This window comes from Pseudomonas juntendi, assembly GCF_009932375.1.
Classification (GTDB): Bacteria; Pseudomonadota; Gammaproteobacteria; order Pseudomonadales; family Pseudomonadaceae; genus Aquipseudomonas; species Aquipseudomonas juntendi.
On the sequence record NZ_BLJG01000018.1, the window covers coordinates 21,554 to 38,872 of the forward strand.

Genomic DNA, 17,319 nt, shown 5'->3' on the forward strand with positions numbered 1-17,319 from the left:
ACCACTGGCGTGCAGCGTGATCCAGCAACCTTGCAGCACCCACTCACGCAAGGTAACCACGATGCGCACTACCGGGATCAACGCCACTGGCGTGCACTATGTCCGCGATCATCTGAACCATGTCCCTCGGCCCGATCGGCAGGCCAGTCAGGCCGTCAGGCAATGGTTCGCCGAGCAGGGCCACGACCTCGACCCCGACCGGGTCGATGTGGTGACCCTGCACTACCGTTCCGACCACAAAGGCGGCAGCCTGGCAGAGGTCAGGCAATGCGTCAGCCTGACCCAGGCCGTGCTCAGCAACTGGCAGGGCGAAAGCAATAACGACCTGTTCGGCGCCTTGTTCCGTGCGCCCTGGGCTGGCACCTTGCCAGAAAGCCCGGTGCAGATCGTCAACGCCCTGCCCGCCCGGGGTTTCAACCACTATGGCGCCGAGTTTTCGGTGTTCAACGGGCTGTTCCACCGCACCGAACCAGCGCGCTACGACGCCACCACCCATGTGCCGATAGCCGCCGAAAGCTTCCAGCAGTTCATCGAGAACCTGGACTTCCAGGCACCCTTCAAGAATACCCTGCACACCTACTGGCGCGACCATATGGGCGCCCATCGCCTGGCGTGCAAGCTCAATTTCATTGCCGCCTGCAACAAGCAGGTCAGCGAAGGCAGCCTCAGCGAAGCCGCACGTAAACTGCTGTGGCAAGCGGCCGATTTGATGCCGCGGGTCGACAAGCTGCGCATGAGCACCCTGAGCATCTATGGCTACGCCGCCACCGACCTGCTGTACCTGTGCAACCCAGGCACGGACCTGACAGTGCTCTACATACCTGGCAACAGTTCACCCTTGCTGGAGTTCGCCAGTGAAAACGCGCTGAAAGACTGGATTGGCGAGCAATGCAAAGACCCGCTCAAGCGTGAAGCCCTGAAACAGCATTTCCGCCTGGCCGACAGGCCGCAGGGCGTGGATTTCAGCGGGTTGGATACCGCACTCGATGGACTGGCCGAATATCCCCGGCGCCACGCCTTGCCACCGGAGCACGGCATGTTCAACAACGACGGTATCTGGCCGCCGCGCACCTATGTCAACTACCGGCCGAGCCGCTACAACCCGAGGATCACCGGCGACTTGTTCCAGGCGCTGGCCGAGCGCCAACGCCAACGCAGCTTCGATGACGCCGACTTCATCATCACCAGCGACAGCCAGGTCAGCAAAGCCAAGTGGCGGGGCTACCTGCTCACCACCCTCAACTTGCTGGCACCGCTGTGCCTGGTGGTGCCCGGGCTGGCGCCGGTGTTGGCGCTCGGCGGCATTGCGCAGTTGGGCCTTGGCCTGGATGAGGCGATCAATGGCAAGACCCTGCAGGCACGGCAGGACGGTGTCGCCAACATCACCTGGGGGCTGTTCAATGCTGTGCCATTGCTGTTGACTGGGGCGGCCAAAGCCTCGGCACTGTTCGCGTTCAAAAGCGATGGCTTCGTGCCGCCGATTCGGCTCAACGACCAGATCGGTTACCCAATGAGCCCGGTGCGCCCCCCCGTATTGCTAGCCCCGGCGCCCGAAGGTGCGCCCTACTTCCATATCTGCGAACCGATCCCGCCGCTGCCGCAGGCCGACCCGCTCACCGCCGACGCCGTGATCCGCAGGCCGAGGTACAACGGCATGCCGGACACCCTGGAATCGGTGATCGACGACTACATCAAGGAGGTGGTGTATGACCTTGAACGGGATGCCTTCATCCTGGACGAGGACATCAACGACGTTGAGCCCGTTGGCTACGTGGCAAGCCCTGATGCTCGCGGCCTGGTACCCGAGCCCCGCGAGCGCGTAGTCACCGATGCGATGCGCACCGCCACTCTGCGCGCGCTGGGTATCGACCTGGTGCTGCCGGGTGAAATCCCACACGCCCCCGCCAACAGCTTGCCCATCCCCAAGCGGATTTCCTGCCTCTGGGTAGGTGACAAGACCTTGCGCCCGGCCTTGCTGAGCAACCTTGCCCACAATGTCGCGGCGCTGGAAAACAGTGATTACAGCCTGCACCTGTTCCTGTCCACGGCCAACCCTGGCGCTTACGAAGAAAACCTGCGCCTGCTGGCCGAACAGGCGCCGGGGCTGCAGGTGCTACCCCTGGAAGAGCAAGCGTTCTTCAGGGCATTCCAGCAGACCAAGTACTATGCCCAGTACGACGCGGCCCTGGACGGCAATGGTGGCGTGGCCACCAACTATGCGTCGGCAAGCGATGTGCTGCGCTACCCGCTGCTGCACCATGAAGGGGGGCTGTACATGGACGTCGACGACACGCTACGGGTGCCAGGCAAGGCCGGGCAACCCCAGGTGGGGGAACCGCCGGCAAGGCCCACCGAAGCGATTCAAGACGTAGCGCTGTGCATCCCGGCAGATGGCTTGCTGCTGGCGCCGCCGATGGCCAACGAGAAACTGAGCATGAACTGCCTGTACAACACCAGCCAGATCGGTAGCCACCCTGGCAACCCGACCCTGGAGGCGATCAGCGAGGAAATGCACGCACGCTTCCGCCTGCATTCGGACTTCTATGACCACAGGCCCAGCCTGGCCGAAGACCCCTCGAACTTCTACCGTTATGCCAGCCGCCTGAGCTACCTGACCGGCCCCCGCCTGCTCAGCGACGTGATCGACCAGCAATTGCCCAACCTCGCAACCTTGCGCCAGATGGTCAACCTGTACAACATCCCGCGCATCAATACCGCCACCTTCATCAACACCAGCGCGTTGAGGGAGGCCGTGCACCAGCAATTGCCGCTCAACCGCATCGCCACGGTCGGCGGCAATCACTCCTGGGTCCAGACCTGAGCCTGGGCGCAGGCCTGAGCGGGCCTTGAAGCGGCCCGCCAGGCTCAGTCGCTACGGTGCAGCTTGCTCATCAGCTCTGCCTCGGCCTGGGTCAGGCCGCAGCTCTCGGTCAGCTCGGCGATGCTGGCGCCCATGCCGACCAGCTTGGCTGCCTGGGAGAACGTCACGTTATGAGGGTCGCGTTGCTCCAGTTGCTGGATCCGGTCCGGCAAGGGGGCAACCGCCACGTTCAGCTCGTGCAGCGCGTCCCCCATGCGCACCGTGACGTTCTGGTAGTCATCCAGGCGTTTGGCGAGGTCCTTGATGCGCTGGTCGCGCAAGGCATCGCCCACGGCCTGCTGCGCGGCCACTTCGCGCTGGCGTTTGCTGTAGTTGAGGAAGAACCAGAGGCTCAAGGCCCACAGCAACGCCAGAAAGATTACCGCAACCTCGAAGATCAACTCAGATGTTCTCCAGCTCGGACCACTCTTCCTCAGTCATCATCTTGTCCAGTTCGACCAGGATCAGCAGCTCGCCGTTCTTGTTGCACACGCCCTGGATGAACTTGGCCGACTCCTCGTTACCCACGTTCGGCGCGGTTTCGATTTCCGACTGGCGCAGGTAGACCACCTCGGCCACGCTGTCGACCAGGATACCGACCACTTGCTTGTCGGCCTCGATGATGACGATACGGGTGTTGTCGGTGACTTCGGTCGGCATCAGGCCAAAGCGCTGGCGGGTATCGATCACCGTTACCACGTTGCCACGCAGGTTGATGATACCCAGCACATAGCTGGGCGCACCCGGCACCGGCGCGATCTCGGTGTAACGCAGCACTTCCTGCACCTGCATCACGTTGATGCCGTAGGACTCGTTGTCCAGCCGGAAGGTTACCCACTGCAGGATTGGATCTTCAGAACCTTGTGCAGACGACTTTTTCATTCCCCTAGCCCTCTAAATCCGCTTTCTGGCGGTTGTGTTCGGTGTCATTTGTTTGTCGTGCAGTTGCTTGACCGCGCCGCTGGCGATCAGCTCGGCCAGCGCGGCAACGTCGAGCAATGCACACATGTGTTCAATAACCGTGCCGGCCAACCACGGGCGCTGGCCACGCTGGCTGCGCCACTTGATTTCCGACGGGTCCAGGCGCAACGAACGGCTGACCTGGTGCACGGCCAGCCCCCATTCGTAGCCCTGCACCGAAATCACGTACTGCAGGCCCTGGCGGAAATCGTCGCGGTAGCGGTCGGGCATCACCCAGCGCGCCGTATCCAGGACCTTGAGGTTGCCCGCCTGGCAGGTGAGGATGCCAAGGAACCATTCGGGCTGACCGAACAGCGGTGTCAGCTCCTGGCCGGCCAGGGTGTAGATCGAGCCCAGGCACACCAGCGGTACGGCCAGGGTCAGGCCGGCGACATCGAACAACAGGCATTCGAAGGGTTCGGCGGCCCAGGCCGGGCGGCCGTCGACAGTGGCCGGTGGCACGGGCGGCGCTGGCAGGTGCACGTCGACCAGTGGCAGTGCCGGTTCCAGCGCATGCGCTTCGACCAGCACTGGAATGGCCGCCTCGGCCACCACCTCCTGCTCCACCACCGTCACCACCGGCGGGTCTACCGGCATCACGCTGGGCAACACCGCCAGGCGGGGTTCGGCGAAAGGCCGAGGCGCAGGGCGGGCAACGGCCACGAGCGGTTCGGCAGGTTGCGGCTGGCGGGCATCGCGGGCCTGCTCCTCGCGCACGGCTTCAGCAAACTCATCGGCTGCAGCGGGCTCCACGGGGGGCTGCAACAGCGCCTCGTCTTCGGTGGCCTCCTGCAGCAGGCCATCCAGATACGACTGCAAGACCATCTGTGGCCGGGTGCCGGTGTACCGGGTCTGGGTCATCAGGCCACCTGCGCTGCGGGTTTGTAGGTCAACAGGTGCTTGAGCAGTGCCCGGTAGGCGACCAGCCCACGGCTCTTGGCGTCGAACTGCGAGGGCGTCACGCCCTTGCGGCTGGCGTCGCGCAGGCGCGTATCGACCGGGATGTAGCCCTGCCATACATGCTGGCCGTAGGTGTCACGCAGCAGCTTGAGGGTGCCCAGCGAGGCCTGGGTGCGGCGGTCGAACAGCGTCGGCACGATCTGGTACGGCAGCGCCTGCTTGCGTGACCGGTTGACCATGGCCAGGGTCGCGACCATGCGCTCAAGCCCCTTCACCGCAAGAAACTCGGTTTGCACCGGGACCACCAACTGCTGGCTGGCGGCCAGGGCATTGACCATCAGCACGCCGAGCAAGGGTGGGCTGTCGATCAAGGCAAAGTCGAAATCCTGCCACAACTGCGCCAGACTCTTGGCGATCACCAGGCCCAGGCCATTCTGCCCCGGCGACTGGCGCTCCAGCACGGCCAGCGCGGTGCTCGACGGCAACAGCGAAATCCGCTCGTCGCTGGTGGGCAGCAGCAGTTGCCCCGGCAAGCCCTCAGGCACGCTGCCTTTGTGCAGGAACAGGTCGTAGCAACTGTGCTCGAGGGCATCAGGGTTGTGGCCGAAGTAACTGGTCATCGAACCGTGCGGGTCCAGGTCGACGACGACCACGCGCTTGCCGGCCTCGGCCAGCAGGCCGGCCAAAGCGATGGTCGTGGTGGTCTTGCCGACGCCACCTTTTTGATTGGCTACTGCCCAGACTCTCATCAAGCAAACTCTATGTATTGATTTGAAAGCGCGTGCGATCGATGTGGCAGCGGGCGAGCCCGCGAACACCGGCGAAGCCGGTGCCAATCACCGCGTCGCCTGCTTCGCGGGCCCGCCCGCTCCCACAGGGGACGGCGTCACAGTCAAAATTGTGCTTGTAGCAGTGCCAGAGAATTGACGAATCACTGCCCCGCCACCGTTGCTGGCGTAGCCGGTGCACTTTGTGTGCCAGCCCGGCGAAGGGCAGCATCCGGTGTTGCATTGGCGCTGCCCGAGCCCGTCAGGCTGCGGCGCACTTCCAGGTTACGGGAAATCACCAACACCACCCGCCGGTTGCGCGCGCGGCCATCGGCGGTGTCATTGCTGGCCACCGGCTGGTACTCGCCATAGCCGACCGAGGCCATGCGGGCCGGGTTCACCCCCTCCATGGCCAGCAGGCGCACAATGCTCGCCGCCCGCGCCGACGACAGCTCCCAGTTGGTCGGGTACTGCGCGGTGCGGATCGGCAGGTTGTCGGTGAAACCCTCGACATGCACCGGGTTGGCGAACGGCTTGAGAATATCGGCCACCTTCTCGATGATGGCGAACGCCTTGTCACTGGGCATGGCATCGCCACTGCCGAACAACAGCGATGAATTGAGCTCGATCTCGATCCACAGTTCGTTGCCGCGCACGGTCATCTGGTTGCTTTTGATCAGGTCGCCAAAGGCATCGCGCACGTCATCGCTGATGGTCTTCAGCGGGTCGGTATTGGTTGCCGCAAGGCCCGCTTCGGTCTGCTCGCTGTCGTTGACCAGCGGCTCGGCCGGGCGCACGGTCAATGGCTTTTCCTCGCCCACGGGGATGGGTTTCATGCTGCGCTCAGGGTCGTTGAACACCCCGAGCAGCGCCTGGGAAATGACCTTGTACTTGCCCTCGTTGATCGACGAAATCGAGTACATCACCACAAAAAATGCGAACAGCAAGGTAATGAAGTCGGCGTATGACACCAGCCAGCGTTCGTGGTTTTCGTGTTCCTCGGTATGACGGCGGCGGCGCATGGGTTACTCCATGAAGCCTTGCAGCTTCAGCTCGATGGAGCGCGGGTTTTCACCCTCGGCAATCGACAACAGGCCTTCGAGCAGCATTTCGCGGTAGCGCGACTGGCGCATGACCACGGCCTTGAGCTTGTTGGCGATCGGCAGCAGGACCAGGTTGGCGCTGGCCACACCGTAGATGGTGGCGACGAAGGCCACGGCGATGCCATTGCCCAGTTGCGACGGGTCGGCCAGGTTGCCCATCACGTGGATCAGGCCCATGACCGCACCGATGATGCCGATGGTAGGGGCGTAACCGCCCATGCTCTCGAACACCTTGGCCGCCTGGATATCGCGGCTTTCCTGGGTCAGGAAATCGACTTCGAGGATACTGCGAATGGCTTCTGGCTCGGCGCCATCGACCAGCAGCTGCAAGCCTTTGCGCGCATACGGGTCGGGCTCGCTGTCGGCCACCCCTTCCAGGCCCAGCAAGCCTTCCTTGCGCGCCGTCAGGCTCCAGTTCACCACCCGGTCGATGCCACCCGCCAGGTCGACCCTGGGCGGGAACAGGATCCAGCGCAGAATCTGCAGGGCCCGCTTGAACGAGGCCAGCGGTGACTGCAGCAGTGCTGCCGCCAAGGTGCCGCCCAGCACGATCAGTGCCGCCGGCCCGTTGACCAGGGCACCGACATGGCCACCCTCGAGGAAGTTGCCACCGACAATGGCAACGAAGGCGAGGATCAGGCCGATCAGGCTCAGCACGTCCATCAGACGCAGGCCTCTACCAGGTGCTTGCCGATCTCGTCCAGGCTATACACCGCGTCGGCCAGGTTGGCCTTGACGATGGCCATGGGCATGCCATAGATCACACAGCTGGCTTCATCCTGGGCCCACACCGTACTGCCGCCCTGCTTGAGCAGGCGCGCACCTTCACGGCCATCGGCACCCATGCCGGTCAGCACCACCGACAGCACCTTGTCGCCATATGACTTGGCCGCCGAGCCAAAGGTGATGTCCACGCACGGCTTGTAGTTCAGGCGCTCGTCGCCCGGCAGGATCTTCACCGTGCCACGGCCATCGACCATCATCTGCTTGCCACCCGGGGCCAGCAGGGCCAGGCCCGGGCGCAGCATGTCACCGTCCTCGGCTTCCTTGACGCTGATGCGGCACAGTTTGTCCAGGCGTTCGGCAAACGCCTTGGTGAACGCAGCCGGCATGTGCTGGATCAGCACGATCGGTGCAGGGAAGTTGGCCGGCAGTTGGGTCAACACCCGCTGCAGGGCTACCGGGCCGCCGGTGGAGGTACCGATGGCCACCAGTTTGTACGGCTTGCGTTTAGGCGCCGCAGCCGCAGCGGGCGCGGCTGCCGGGGCGCGGGCCGGCAGCGCACTGCGCGCCGCTGCCGGGCTGCCCACGCCCGCTGCCGGCACGTGGCTGCTGGCAGGTGCCGGCGTTGCGGCCGGCGCAGGGCTGGCGTAACTGCCAAACCGGCGGTTGCTGCGCGCCAGCGTATGCACTTTCTCGCACAGCAGTTGCTTGACCTTGTCGGGGTTGCGCGAAATGTCCTCGAAGTTCTTCGGCAGGTAGTCCACCGCCCCCGCGTCCAGCGCATCGAGGGTGACCCGGGCGCCCTCATGGGTCAGCGAGGAAAACATCAACACCGGCGTCGGGCAGCGCTGCATGATGTGCCGCACCGCAGTGATGCCATCCATCATGGGCATTTCATAGTCCATGGTGATGACATCGGGCTTGAGCGCCAGCGCCTGGTCAATCGCTTCCTTGCCGTTGGTCGCGGTACCTACTACCTGGATCGTCGGATCCGCCGAGAGGATCTCCGAGACGCGGCGGCGGAAGAAACCGGAATCATCCACCACCAGGACCTTGACTGCCATAAACACTCCATTAGGCGGCGCGACCTGCCAAGGTGCGCCACCGAAATCAAATACGCCGCGCGGCGTAACGCTTGAGCATGCTCGGGACGTCGAGAATCAACGCAATACGACCGTCACCGGTAATGGTGGCCCCGGACATGCCCGGGGTACCTTGCAGCATCTTGCCCAGCGGCTTGATTACCACTTCTTCCTGGCCCACCAGTTGATCGACGACAAAGCCGATGCGCTGGGTGCCGACCGACAGGATCACCACGTGGCCCTCGTGCTGCTCTTCGTGCACCTGGCCTTGCACCAGCCAGCGCTTGAGGTAGAACAACGGCAGTGCCTTGTCGCGCACGATCACGACTTCCTGGCCATCGACCACATTGGTACGCGACAGGTCGAGGTGGAAGATCTCGTTGACGTTGACCAGCGGGAAGGCGAATGCCTGGTTGCCCAGCATCACCATCAGGGTGGGCATGATCGCCAGGGTCAGCGGCACCTTGATGACGATCTTCGAGCCCTGGCCCTTGGCCGAGAAGATGTTGATCGAACCGTTGAGCTGGGAGATCTTGGTCTTCACCACGTCCATGCCCACGCCACGCCCGGACACGTCGGAAATCTCGGTCTTGGTCGAGAACCCCGGGGCGAAGATCAGGTTGTAGCAGTCCGACTCGCTCAGACGCTCGGCGGCGTCCTTGTCCATCAGGCCCTTCTCCACCGCCTTGGCCCGCAGGATGTTCGGGTCCATGCCCTTGCCGTCGTCGGAAATCGACAACAGGATGTGGTCGCCTTCCTGCTCCGCCGAAAGCACCACGCGGCCCGTGCGCGGCTTGCCTGCGGCATCGCGCTCATCGGGCATCTCGATACCATGGTCGACGGCGTTGCGCACCAAGTGCACCAACGGGTCGGCCAGGGCTTCGACCAGGTTCTTGTCGAGGTCGGTTTCTTCACCGACCAGCTCAAGGTTGATCTCTTTCTTTAACTGGCGCGCCAGGTCGCGAACCAGGCGCGGGAAGCGGCCGAACACTTTCTTGATCGGCTGCATGCGGGTTTTCATCACCGCGGTCTGCAGGTCGGCGGTGACCACGTCGAGGTTGGACACGGCCTTGGACATGGCCTCGTCGCCGCTGTTCAGGCCCAGGCGCACCAGACGGTTACGCACCAGCACCAGCTCGCCGACCATGTTCATGATCTCGTCCAGGCGCGCCGTGTCGACGCGTACGGTGGTTTCCGCTTCGCTGACCGCATGCTTGTCGGCGACCGGGGCCGGCGTGCGCGCAGCTGCAGCAGGTTTGCTCGCAGCCGCGGGCGCTGGCGCAGGTGCAGGAGCCGCAGCTGGCTTGGCGGCAGCCGGGCTTTGCGGCTTGGCCGCTGCCGGCGCCTTGGCCGCAGGCGGTGCCTGGACTGCAGCGACGTCACCGCCGAATTTGCCCTTGCCATGCAACTGGTCCAGCAGCGCTTCGAATTCATGCTCGCTGATTTCGTCGCTGGTGGCGCTGGCGGTGCTGTCAGGCGCCACCTCGGCAGGTGCCGCCTTGGCGGCAGGCAGGGCGTCGGCCTGGAAGGTGCCTTTGCCATGCAACTGGTCGAGCAGCGACTCGAATTCGGCATCGGTGATTTCGTCACTGGCCGCTTCGTGGCTGACGGCAGCAGCCGGCGCTGCAACTTCGGCAGTGAACTGGCCTTTGCCATGCAACTGGTCGAGCAGCGATTCGAACTCGGCATCGGTGATTTCATCACCGCCACCACTCACGCTCTCGCCTTGGAGCTGTTCCTCGGCCGCAGCTTGTGCCTTGACCGCATCGAGCGAATCGAGCAACTGCTCGAACTCGCTGTCGGTGATGTCCTGGTGCTGCTCCTGGTCCACCACCGGTGCCGCGGCAGCCACCGGCACCACCGCTTCTTCGCCACCCTGCGGTTGCGCCGCACCCGGCTCGGCAAGGCGCGCCAAGGCCGCCAGCAGCTCGGGGGTTGCCGGCGTGACTTCAGCGCGCTCGCGCACCTGGCCAAACATGCTGTTGACCGTGTCCAGTGCCTCGAGCACTACGTCCATCAGCTCCGCGTCAACCCGACGCTCACCTTTGCGCAGCACGTCGAACACGTTCTCGGCGATATGGCAGCACTCCACCAGCTCGTTCAGCTGGAGGAAGCCGGCGCCCCCTTTTACAGTGTGGAAACCGCGAAAGATCGCATTGAGCAGGTCAGCATCGTCGGGCCGGCTTTCCAGCTCGACCAATTGCTCGGACAGTTGCTCAAGAATTTCGCCGGCTTCTACCAGGAAATCCTGGAGGATTTCTTCATCGGCGCCGAAGCTCATCAAAGGTGCTCCTTAAAAACCCAGGCTGGACAGCAGATCATCGACGTCGTCCTGGCCGGACACGACGTCTTCACGCTTATCGGCATGAATCTGCGGACCTTCACCCCGAGTCGGATGTTTTTCTCGATCTTTTTCTGCGCGCAATTGATCGTGGTCATGCTGAATGCCCGCAAAGCGGTCGACCTGACTGGCCATCAGCACCAACTTGAGCAGGTTGCTTTCCACTTCGGTCACCAGGTTGGTGACGCGCTTGATCACCTGCCCGGTCAGGTCCTGATAGTCCTGGGCCAGCAGAATGTCATTGAGGTGGCCGGCGACCTTGCGGTTGCCTTCGGCGCTGTGCGTGAGGAAACTGTCGACCCGCTTGACCAGGTCGCGAAATTCTTCCGCCGCCACTTCGCGGCGCATGAAGCGCTGCCAGTCGGTGCTCAGGGCCTTGGCCTCGCTGGCCAGGTCGTTGAGCACCGGGGTGCTTGCCTCGACCAGGTCCATGGTGCGGTTGGCCGCGCCTTCCGTGAGCTTGACCACATAGGACAGGCGCTCGGTGGCATCGGTAATCTGCGACACCTCTTCGGCCTGCGGTATGGTCGGGTCGATCTGGAAACTGACGATGGCACTGTGCAGCTCGCGGGTCAGCTTGCCGACTTCCTGGTACAGGCCGCGGTCGCGGGTCTGGTTCAGCTCGTGAATCAGCTGCACCGCCTCGCCGAAACGGCCCCGCTCCAGGCTTTCGACCAACTCCTGGGCATGTTTCTTCAGGGTCGATTCGAACTCGCCCAAAGAGTTATGTGATGAATCCATGGCGCGCCCCCTGACGTGACTCAGCCGTTGACGCGTTCGAAGATCTTCTCGATCTTTTCTTTGAGCACCTGCGCCGTGAACGGCTTGACCACGTAACCATTGACGCCGGCCTGGGCCGCTTCAATGATCTGGTCGCGCTTGGCTTCGGCAGTCACCATCAGCACGGGCATGGTTTTCAGCCGGTCGTGGGCACGCACCTTGCGCAGCAGGTCGATGCCGGACATGCCAGGCATGTTCCAGTCGGTCACCAGGAAGTCGTAATGGCCGTTTTCCAGCATCGGCAGCGCCGTGGTGCCGTCGTCGGCTTCTTCGGTGTTGGTGAAGCCCAGGTCACGCAACAGGTTCTTGATGATCCGCCGCATCGTCGAAAAGTCGTCAACGATGAGGATTTTCATGTCTTTGTTCAAGTAGACCTCCAAGCAGTCTCAAACGCGCTCGGCCCCGAGCGCGCATTCAATCAATTCGGTACAACGTGGAAAACCGCGTGGAAACAGCCGCAACCCCAGCAGGCTCAGCGCGCCCGCCATTCCCCCAGGCGGCTACGCAGACGCGCGGCACACTGGCTGTGCAACTGGCTGACCCGCGACTCGCTGACCCCCAGCACCTCACCGATCTCCTTGAGGTTGAGCTCTTCGTCGTAGTACAACGCCAGCACCAGGCGTTCACGCTCGGGCAGGTTGGCGATGGCCTCGGTCAGGGCTAGCTGGAAGCGCTCCTCCTCGAGGCCCCGGGCAGGTTCGACCTGGCCGCTGGCGCCGTCTTCATGCAGCCCTTCGTGTTCACCGTCCTGCAGCAGGTCATCGAAGCTGAACAAACGGCTGCCCAAGGTATCGTTGAGGATCGCGTAGTAATCGTCGAGGCTCAATTGGAGTTCGGCAGCAACTTCATGATCTTTAGCGTCACGGCCGGTTCTGGCCTCCACGGCGCGCATCGCGTCGCTGACCATACGGGTGTTGCGGTGCACCGAACGGGGTGCCCAGTCGCCTTTGCGCACTTCGTCGAGCATGGCACCGCGGATACGAATGCCGGCATAGGTTTCGAAGCTGGCGCCCTTGCTGGCGTCGTACTTGTTGGCCACTTCCAGCAAGCCGATCATGCCGGCCTGGATCAGGTCCTCGACCTGCACGTTGGCCGGCAACCGCGCCAACAGGTGGTAGGCGATGCGCTTGACCAGGGGGGCGTAGCGTTCGATCAACTCGTACTGGGCGTCTTTCGCCGCCCGGCTGTACATCTTGAACCCGCTGGCGTTCATAGCACCGGTCCCGCGCTGGTCGGCTGCACCAGGCGCTCGACGAAGAACTCCAGGTGGCCACGTGGGTTGGCCGGCAGCGGCCAGCTGTCGACCTTCTGGGCAATCGCCTTGAAGGCCAGCGCGCACTTGGAGCGTGGGAAGGCTTCGTAAACGGCACGCTGCTTCTGCACCGCCTTGCGCACGCACTCGTCGTAGGGCACGGCGCCTACGTACTGCAGGGCGACATCCAGGAAACGGTCGGTAACCTTGGTCAGCTTGGCAAACAGGTTGCGCCCTTCCTGAGGGCTCTGGGCCATGTTGGCCAGCACGCGGAAGCGGTTCATGCCGTAGTCACGGTTGAGCAGCTTGATCAGCGCGTAGGCATCGGTGATCGAGGTCGGCTCGTCGCACACCACCAGCAGCACTTCCTGGGCGGCACGGACAAAGCTGACGACCGACTCACCGATACCCGCAGCGGTATCGATGACCAGGACATCGAGGTTGTCGCCGACTTCGCTGAACGCCTGGATCAGCCCGGCATGCTGGGCCGGCGCCAGGTGAACCATGCTCTGCGTACCGGAGGCAGCCGGTACGATGCGCACACCACCAGGGCCCTGCAATATCACGTCACGCAGCTCGCAGCGCCCTTCGATGACATCGGCCAGGGTCCGTTTGGGCGTCAGGCCCAGCAACACGTCGACATTGGCCAGGCCCAGGTCGGCATCCAGCAACATGACCCTGCGGCCGAGTTCGGCCAACGCCAGGGACAGGTTCACTGAAACGTTAGTCTTGCCGACGCCACCTTTGCCACCGGTCACGGCGATCACCTGTACGGGATGCATGCTACCCATGTTTGTAATTTACCTTGTATCGCTGGGACCCAGGCCACACGTAGGGCAATTCTGCGTACCCCTTGGCATAGCTACTTTGCACACGTTTCATACTCAACCCGCTCGCCGTGGGTTGTGGTAGAGATCAGCGAACATGTCGGCCATTGCCTCTTCGCTGGGCTCCTCCTGCTGCTGCACATTGACCGCGCGGGACACCAGCTGGTGCCCCCGCGGCAGGTGCAGGTCGTCAGGAATGCGCGGGCCGTCGGTAAGATAGGCCACAGGCAAATCATGACTGATGGCAAGGCTCAGCACATCGCCAAGGCTTGCCGTTTCATCGAGCTTGGTCAGGATGCAGCCGGCCAGGCCACAGCGCTTGTAGCTGTGGTAGGCGGCGGTCAGCACCTGCTTCTGGCTGGTGGTGGCCAGTACCAGGTAATTCTTGGCGGCGATGCCACGGCCGGCCAGGGTTTCCAGCTGCATGCGCAGGGCCGGGTCGCTGGCCTGCAGGCCGGCGGTGTCGATCAGCACCACACGCTTGCGCAGCAGCGGCTCCAGCGCTGCCGCCAGCGACTGGCCTGGGTCGACGTAGGTGACCGGGACATTGAGGATGCGGCCAAGGGTCTTGAGCTGCTCCTGGGCACCGATGCGGAAGCTGTCCATGCTCACCAGCGCCATGTTCTGCGCGCCGTACTTGAGCACGTAGCGCGCCGCCAGCTTGGCCAGGGTGGTGGTCTTGCCCATGCCGGCCGGGCCGACCATGGCGATCACACCGCCTTCTTCGATCGGCTCTACCTCAGGAATTTCGATCATGCGCGCCAAGTGCGCCAGCAACATGCGCCAGGCATGGCGTGGCTCTTCGATTTCGGCGGTCAGCTCCAGCAACTCGCGGGCAATCGGCCCGGACAGGCCAATGCGCTGCAGGCGCCGCCAGATGTTGGCCTGTTGTGGCTTGCTGCCCTGCAGCTGGGTCCAGGCCAGCGAGCCGAGCTGCACTTCCAGCAGTTCGCGCAGGCCCGACAGTTCGGAGCGCATGGCATCGAACAGGCGCGGGTCAACGGGCGCCGGCGCCGTGGCGGCCGCCGCCTGTGGAGCCTCGACATGGGGCTCGACCAGCGGCTCGGCAGCGGTCAGCGACTGCCCGGCGAACAATTGGCGGTTGTTATCGCTGCTGTCCTGGCGGTGGCCCAGCTCGGCCTGGGCCGTGGCAATGCGCGTGTGGGTCTTGCGCAGCTCTTCTTCCAGCTCGGCATTGGGCACGCGCGGGGCCAGGGCGGACAGCTTGTAGTCCAGCGCGGCCGTCAGCTCGACACCACCGGCAATGCGACGGTTGCCAATGATCGCGGCATCGGCGCCCAGCTCATCACGGACCAGTTTCATGGCCTGACGCATATCGGCGGCGAAAAATCGCTTAACTTGCATTATCCACTACCTCAGCCGTTAGGGCCCACGGTGGCAACGATGGTGACTTGCTTGTTGTCCGGTATTTCCTGATACGCCAGCACATGCAAATTCGGTACAGCCAGGCGACCGAAACGCGACAGCATGGCGCGGATCGGGCCGGCGACCAGCAGAATGGCCGGCTGGCCCTGCATTTCCTGGCGCTGGGCCGCTTCGATCAGCGAACGTTGCAGCTTTTCGGCCATGCTCGGTTCCAGAAGAACACCGTCTTCCTGGCCTTGCCCGGCGCGTTGCAGACTATTGAGCAAAATCTGTTCCAACCTTGGCTCCAGGGTGATCACCGGGAGCTCCGACTCAACGCCGACAATGCTTTGCACGATGGCGCGACACAATCCGACGCGCACCGCCGCAACCAGCGCGGCGGTATCTTGACTCTTGCCAGCGTTGTTCGCGATTGCTTCGGCAATACTGCGAATATCGCGCACGGGTACCTGTTCCGACAACAGGGCCTGCAAGACCTTGAGTAGCCCCGACAAGGAAATGACACCCGGCACCAGTTCTTCTGCAAGTTTAGGCGAAGCCTTGGCCAACACCTGCAACAGTTGCTGGACCTCTTCGTGGCCAATCAGTTCATGGCAGTGCTTCTGCAGGATCTGGTTGAGGTGGGTGGCCACTACCGTACTGGCATCGACCACGGTGTAGCCCAGCGACTGCGCCTGCGAGCGCTGGCCCACGTCGATCCACACCGCCTCCAGGCCAAACGCCGGGTCACGTGCGGCAATGCCGTTGAGGGTGCCGAACACCTGCCCCGGGTTGATCGCCAGCTCGCGGTCCGGGTAGATCTCGGCCTCCGCCAGGATCACCCCCATCAGCGTCAGGCGATAGGCGCTGGGTTGCAGGTCAAGGTTGTCGCGGATATGCACCGTGGGCATGAGGAAGCCCAGGTCCTGCGACAGCTTCTTGCGCACGCCCTTGATTCGCGCCAGCAACTGACCACCCTGGTTGCGGTCCACCAGGGGGATCAGCCGGTAGCCGACTTCCAGGCCGATCATGTCGATCGGTGTCACATCGTCCCAGCCCAGCTCCTTGGTTTCCAGCGCCCGCTGCGGCGAAGGCAGCAGGTCTTGCTGGCGCTGCGCCTCCTGCAAGGCCTGGGCCTTGGCCTTCTGTTGTTTCTTCCATACAAGATAAGCCCCGCCACCGGCCAGCAGACCCAGGCCGATGAAGGCGACGTGCGGCATGCCCGGCACCAGCCCCATGACAATCATCAACCCCGCCGATACCGCCAACGCCTTGGGCGAGTCGAACATCTGCCGGTTGATCAGTTTGCCCATGTCCTCCGAGCCCGAGGCGCGGGTGACCATGATCGCCGCAGCGGTCGACAACAGCAGTGATGGCAATTGCGCCACCAAACCGTCACCGATGGTCAGCAGGGCGTACACCTTGCCGGCATCGCCGAAGCTCATGCCATGCTGCAGCATGCCGATCAGCATGCCACCGATCAGGTTGATGAACAGGATCAGCAAGCCGGCGATGGCGTCACCGCGCACGAACTTGCTGGCACCGTCCATCGAACCGTAGAACTCGGCCTCCTGGGCCACCTCGGCACGACGGTGCTTGGCCTGGGCCTGGTCGATGAGGCCAGCGTTGAGGTCGGCGTCGATCGCCATCTGCTTGCCGGGCATGGCGTCGAGGGTGAAGCGCGCGCTCACTTCCGAGATACGCCCGGCGCCCTTGGTCACCACCACGAAGTTGATGATCATGAGGATGGCGAAGACCACCGCACCGACCACGTAATTGCCGCCGATCACCACCTCGCCGAAGGCCTGGATCACCTTGCCGGCGGCGCCGTGGCCTTCCTGGCCGTGCAGCATGACCACCCGCGTGGAGGCCACGTTCAGCGCCAGGCGCAGCAGCGTAGCCACCAGCAGGATGGTGGGGAATGCAGCGAAGTCGAGCGGGCGCAGGGCGTAGACGCAGACCAGCAGCACCACGATCGACAAGGCGATGTTGAAGGTGAAGAACACGTCGAGCAGGAACGGTGGTATCGGCAACATCATCATTGCCAACATCACCAGCAGCAGCAGCGGTACACCCAGGTTGCCCCGACCGAGCCCGGCCAGGTTATGACGGGCGTTGCTGATTAACTGAGTGCGATCCACCGCGAGTCCTCTTGATGCAAAACTTTGACGCCCAAGGGGCATCTGCGGCTGGCATTGCAAGAAGCCTTCCAACTTTGCGCGACAGGAGATTTATGTTGTGGTCCAGCCTGTGGGAGCGGGCGTGCCCGCGAAGCAGGCGACGCGGTGCCTGGCACCGGCTGCGCCAGTGTTCGCGGGCACGCCCGCTCCCACAGGTGGAACGGTGAATGACAGCTTCT

General features: G+C 63.5%; 15 protein-coding genes. 1 reads left to right on the top strand and 14 read right to left on the bottom strand.

All coding sequences use genetic code 11. The features are described from left to right. Positions 1-61: 61 nt before the first annotated feature. Entirely contained in the window at positions 62-2,821 is a 2,760-nt protein-coding gene (locus GYA94_RS02725) for a dermonecrotic toxin domain-containing protein (RefSeq protein ID WP_161891744.1), read from the top strand. Positions 2,822-2,865: 44 nt separating this feature from the next. On the opposite strand, the gene GYA94_RS02730 is transcribed toward GYA94_RS02725, so the two are convergent. The 14 genes from GYA94_RS02730 to flhA form a co-directional block, all read right to left on the bottom strand. Next, positions 2,866-3,261, bottom strand: coding sequence for a DUF2802 domain-containing protein (locus GYA94_RS02730; protein WP_009681924.1), 396 nt, complete (start codon positions 3,259-3,261; stop codon positions 2,866-2,868). Between the two features lies 1 nt (position 3,262). Continuing rightward, positions 3,263-3,742, bottom strand: coding sequence for a chemotaxis protein CheW (locus GYA94_RS02735; RefSeq protein ID WP_003254393.1), 480 nt, complete (start codon positions 3,740-3,742; stop codon positions 3,263-3,265). A 12-nt stretch (positions 3,743-3,754) separates the two neighbouring features. Next, the gene (locus tag GYA94_RS02740) at positions 3,755-4,681 is read right to left on the bottom strand and encodes a CheW domain-containing protein (protein WP_161891745.1); all 927 of its coding nucleotides are present in this window, start codon (positions 4,679-4,681) and stop codon (positions 3,755-3,757) included. Further along, complete coding sequence (locus GYA94_RS02745) at positions 4,681-5,469, bottom strand: ParA family protein (RefSeq protein WP_110677390.1); 789 nt, start codon at positions 5,467-5,469, stop codon at positions 4,681-4,683. The genes GYA94_RS02740 and GYA94_RS02745 overlap by 1 nt, the downstream gene beginning before the upstream one ends. A 182-nt stretch (positions 5,470-5,651) precedes the next feature. Then, positions 5,652-6,509: a flagellar motor protein MotD gene (motD, locus tag GYA94_RS02750; protein ID WP_009681921.1), complete on the bottom strand. Its 858-nt coding sequence runs from the start codon at positions 6,507-6,509 to the stop codon at positions 5,652-5,654. 3 nt (positions 6,510-6,512) lie between these two features. Then, on the bottom strand, positions 6,513-7,253 hold the full coding sequence (locus tag GYA94_RS02755) for a flagellar motor protein (protein ID WP_009681920.1): 741 nt from the start codon (positions 7,251-7,253) through the stop codon (positions 6,513-6,515). Further along, on the bottom strand, positions 7,253-8,377 hold the full coding sequence (locus tag GYA94_RS02760) for a protein-glutamate methylesterase/protein-glutamine glutaminase (protein ID WP_110677391.1): 1,125 nt from the start codon (positions 8,375-8,377) through the stop codon (positions 7,253-7,255). The genes GYA94_RS02755 and GYA94_RS02760 overlap by 1 nt, the downstream gene beginning before the upstream one ends. Positions 8,378-8,423: 46 nt before the next feature. Next, positions 8,424-10,676 carry a chemotaxis protein CheA gene (locus tag GYA94_RS02765; RefSeq protein WP_161891746.1) on the bottom strand — a complete coding sequence of 751 codons (2,253 nt, stop codon included), beginning with the start codon at positions 10,674-10,676 and terminating at the stop codon, positions 8,424-8,426. Positions 10,677-10,688: 12 nt separating this feature from the next. After that, complete coding sequence (locus GYA94_RS02770; RefSeq protein WP_009683229.1) at positions 10,689-11,477, bottom strand: protein phosphatase CheZ; 789 nt, start codon at positions 11,475-11,477, stop codon at positions 10,689-10,691. 20 nt (positions 11,478-11,497) lie between these two features. Continuing rightward, positions 11,498-11,872, bottom strand: coding sequence for a chemotaxis response regulator CheY (locus GYA94_RS02775; RefSeq protein WP_161551427.1), 375 nt, complete (start codon positions 11,870-11,872; stop codon positions 11,498-11,500). A gap of 116 nt (positions 11,873-11,988) precedes the next feature. Continuing rightward, positions 11,989-12,729, bottom strand: a complete 741-nt coding sequence (fliA, locus tag GYA94_RS02780; protein ID WP_009683227.1) for an RNA polymerase sigma factor FliA — start codon at positions 12,727-12,729, stop codon at positions 11,989-11,991. Further along, entirely contained in the window at positions 12,726-13,568 is an 843-nt protein-coding gene (fleN, locus tag GYA94_RS02785; RefSeq protein WP_172828404.1) for a flagellar synthesis regulator FleN, read from the bottom strand. Before fleN ends, fliA begins: the two co-directional genes overlap by 4 nt. Before the next feature lie 84 nt (positions 13,569-13,652). Continuing rightward, complete coding sequence (gene flhF / locus GYA94_RS02790; protein WP_054911375.1) at positions 13,653-14,960, bottom strand: flagellar biosynthesis GTPase FlhF; 1,308 nt, start codon at positions 14,958-14,960, stop codon at positions 13,653-13,655. Positions 14,961-14,971: 11 nt separating this feature from the next. Next, positions 14,972-17,101 carry a flagellar biosynthesis protein FlhA gene (gene flhA, locus GYA94_RS02795; protein WP_054881281.1) on the bottom strand — a complete coding sequence of 710 codons (2,130 nt, stop codon included), beginning with the start codon at positions 17,099-17,101 and terminating at the stop codon, positions 14,972-14,974. Positions 17,102-17,319: the final 218 nt, after the last annotated feature.

What these genes read in the sequence shown, in the direction of transcription:
- GYA94_RS02725 (WP_161891744.1), top strand. Translation starts at nt 62, where the DNA reads ATGCGCACTACCGGGATCAACGCCACTGGCGTGCACTATGTCCGCGAT.
- GYA94_RS02765 (WP_161891746.1), bottom strand. Translation starts at nt 10,676, where the DNA reads ATGAGCTTCGGCGCCGATGAAGAAATCCTCCAGGATTTCCTGGTAGAA.
- GYA94_RS02770 (WP_009683229.1), bottom strand. Translation starts at nt 11,477, where the DNA reads ATGGATTCATCACATAACTCTTTGGGCGAGTTCGAATCGACCCTGAAG.
- flhF (WP_054911375.1), bottom strand. Translation starts at nt 14,960, where the DNA reads ATGCAAGTTAAGCGATTTTTCGCCGCCGATATGCGTCAGGCCATGAAA.
- GYA94_RS02740 (WP_161891745.1), bottom strand. Translation starts at nt 4,681, where the DNA reads ATGACCCAGACCCGGTACACCGGCACCCGGCCACAGATGGTCTTGCAG.
- GYA94_RS02735 (WP_003254393.1), bottom strand. Translation starts at nt 3,742, where the DNA reads ATGAAAAAGTCGTCTGCACAAGGTTCTGAAGATCCAATCCTGCAGTGG.
- motD (WP_009681921.1), bottom strand. Translation starts at nt 6,509, where the DNA reads ATGCGCCGCCGCCGTCATACCGAGGAACACGAAAACCACGAACGCTGG.
- GYA94_RS02775 (WP_161551427.1), bottom strand. Translation starts at nt 11,872, where the DNA reads ATGAAAATCCTCATCGTTGACGACTTTTCGACGATGCGGCGGATCATC.
- GYA94_RS02745 (WP_110677390.1), bottom strand. Translation starts at nt 5,469, where the DNA reads ATGAGAGTCTGGGCAGTAGCCAATCAAAAAGGTGGCGTCGGCAAGACC.
- fliA (WP_009683227.1), bottom strand. Translation starts at nt 12,729, where the DNA reads ATGAACGCCAGCGGGTTCAAGATGTACAGCCGGGCGGCGAAAGACGCC.
- GYA94_RS02755 (WP_009681920.1), bottom strand. Translation starts at nt 7,253, where the DNA reads ATGGACGTGCTGAGCCTGATCGGCCTGATCCTCGCCTTCGTTGCCATT.
- GYA94_RS02760 (WP_110677391.1), bottom strand. Translation starts at nt 8,377, where the DNA reads ATGGCAGTCAAGGTCCTGGTGGTGGATGATTCCGGTTTCTTCCGCCGC.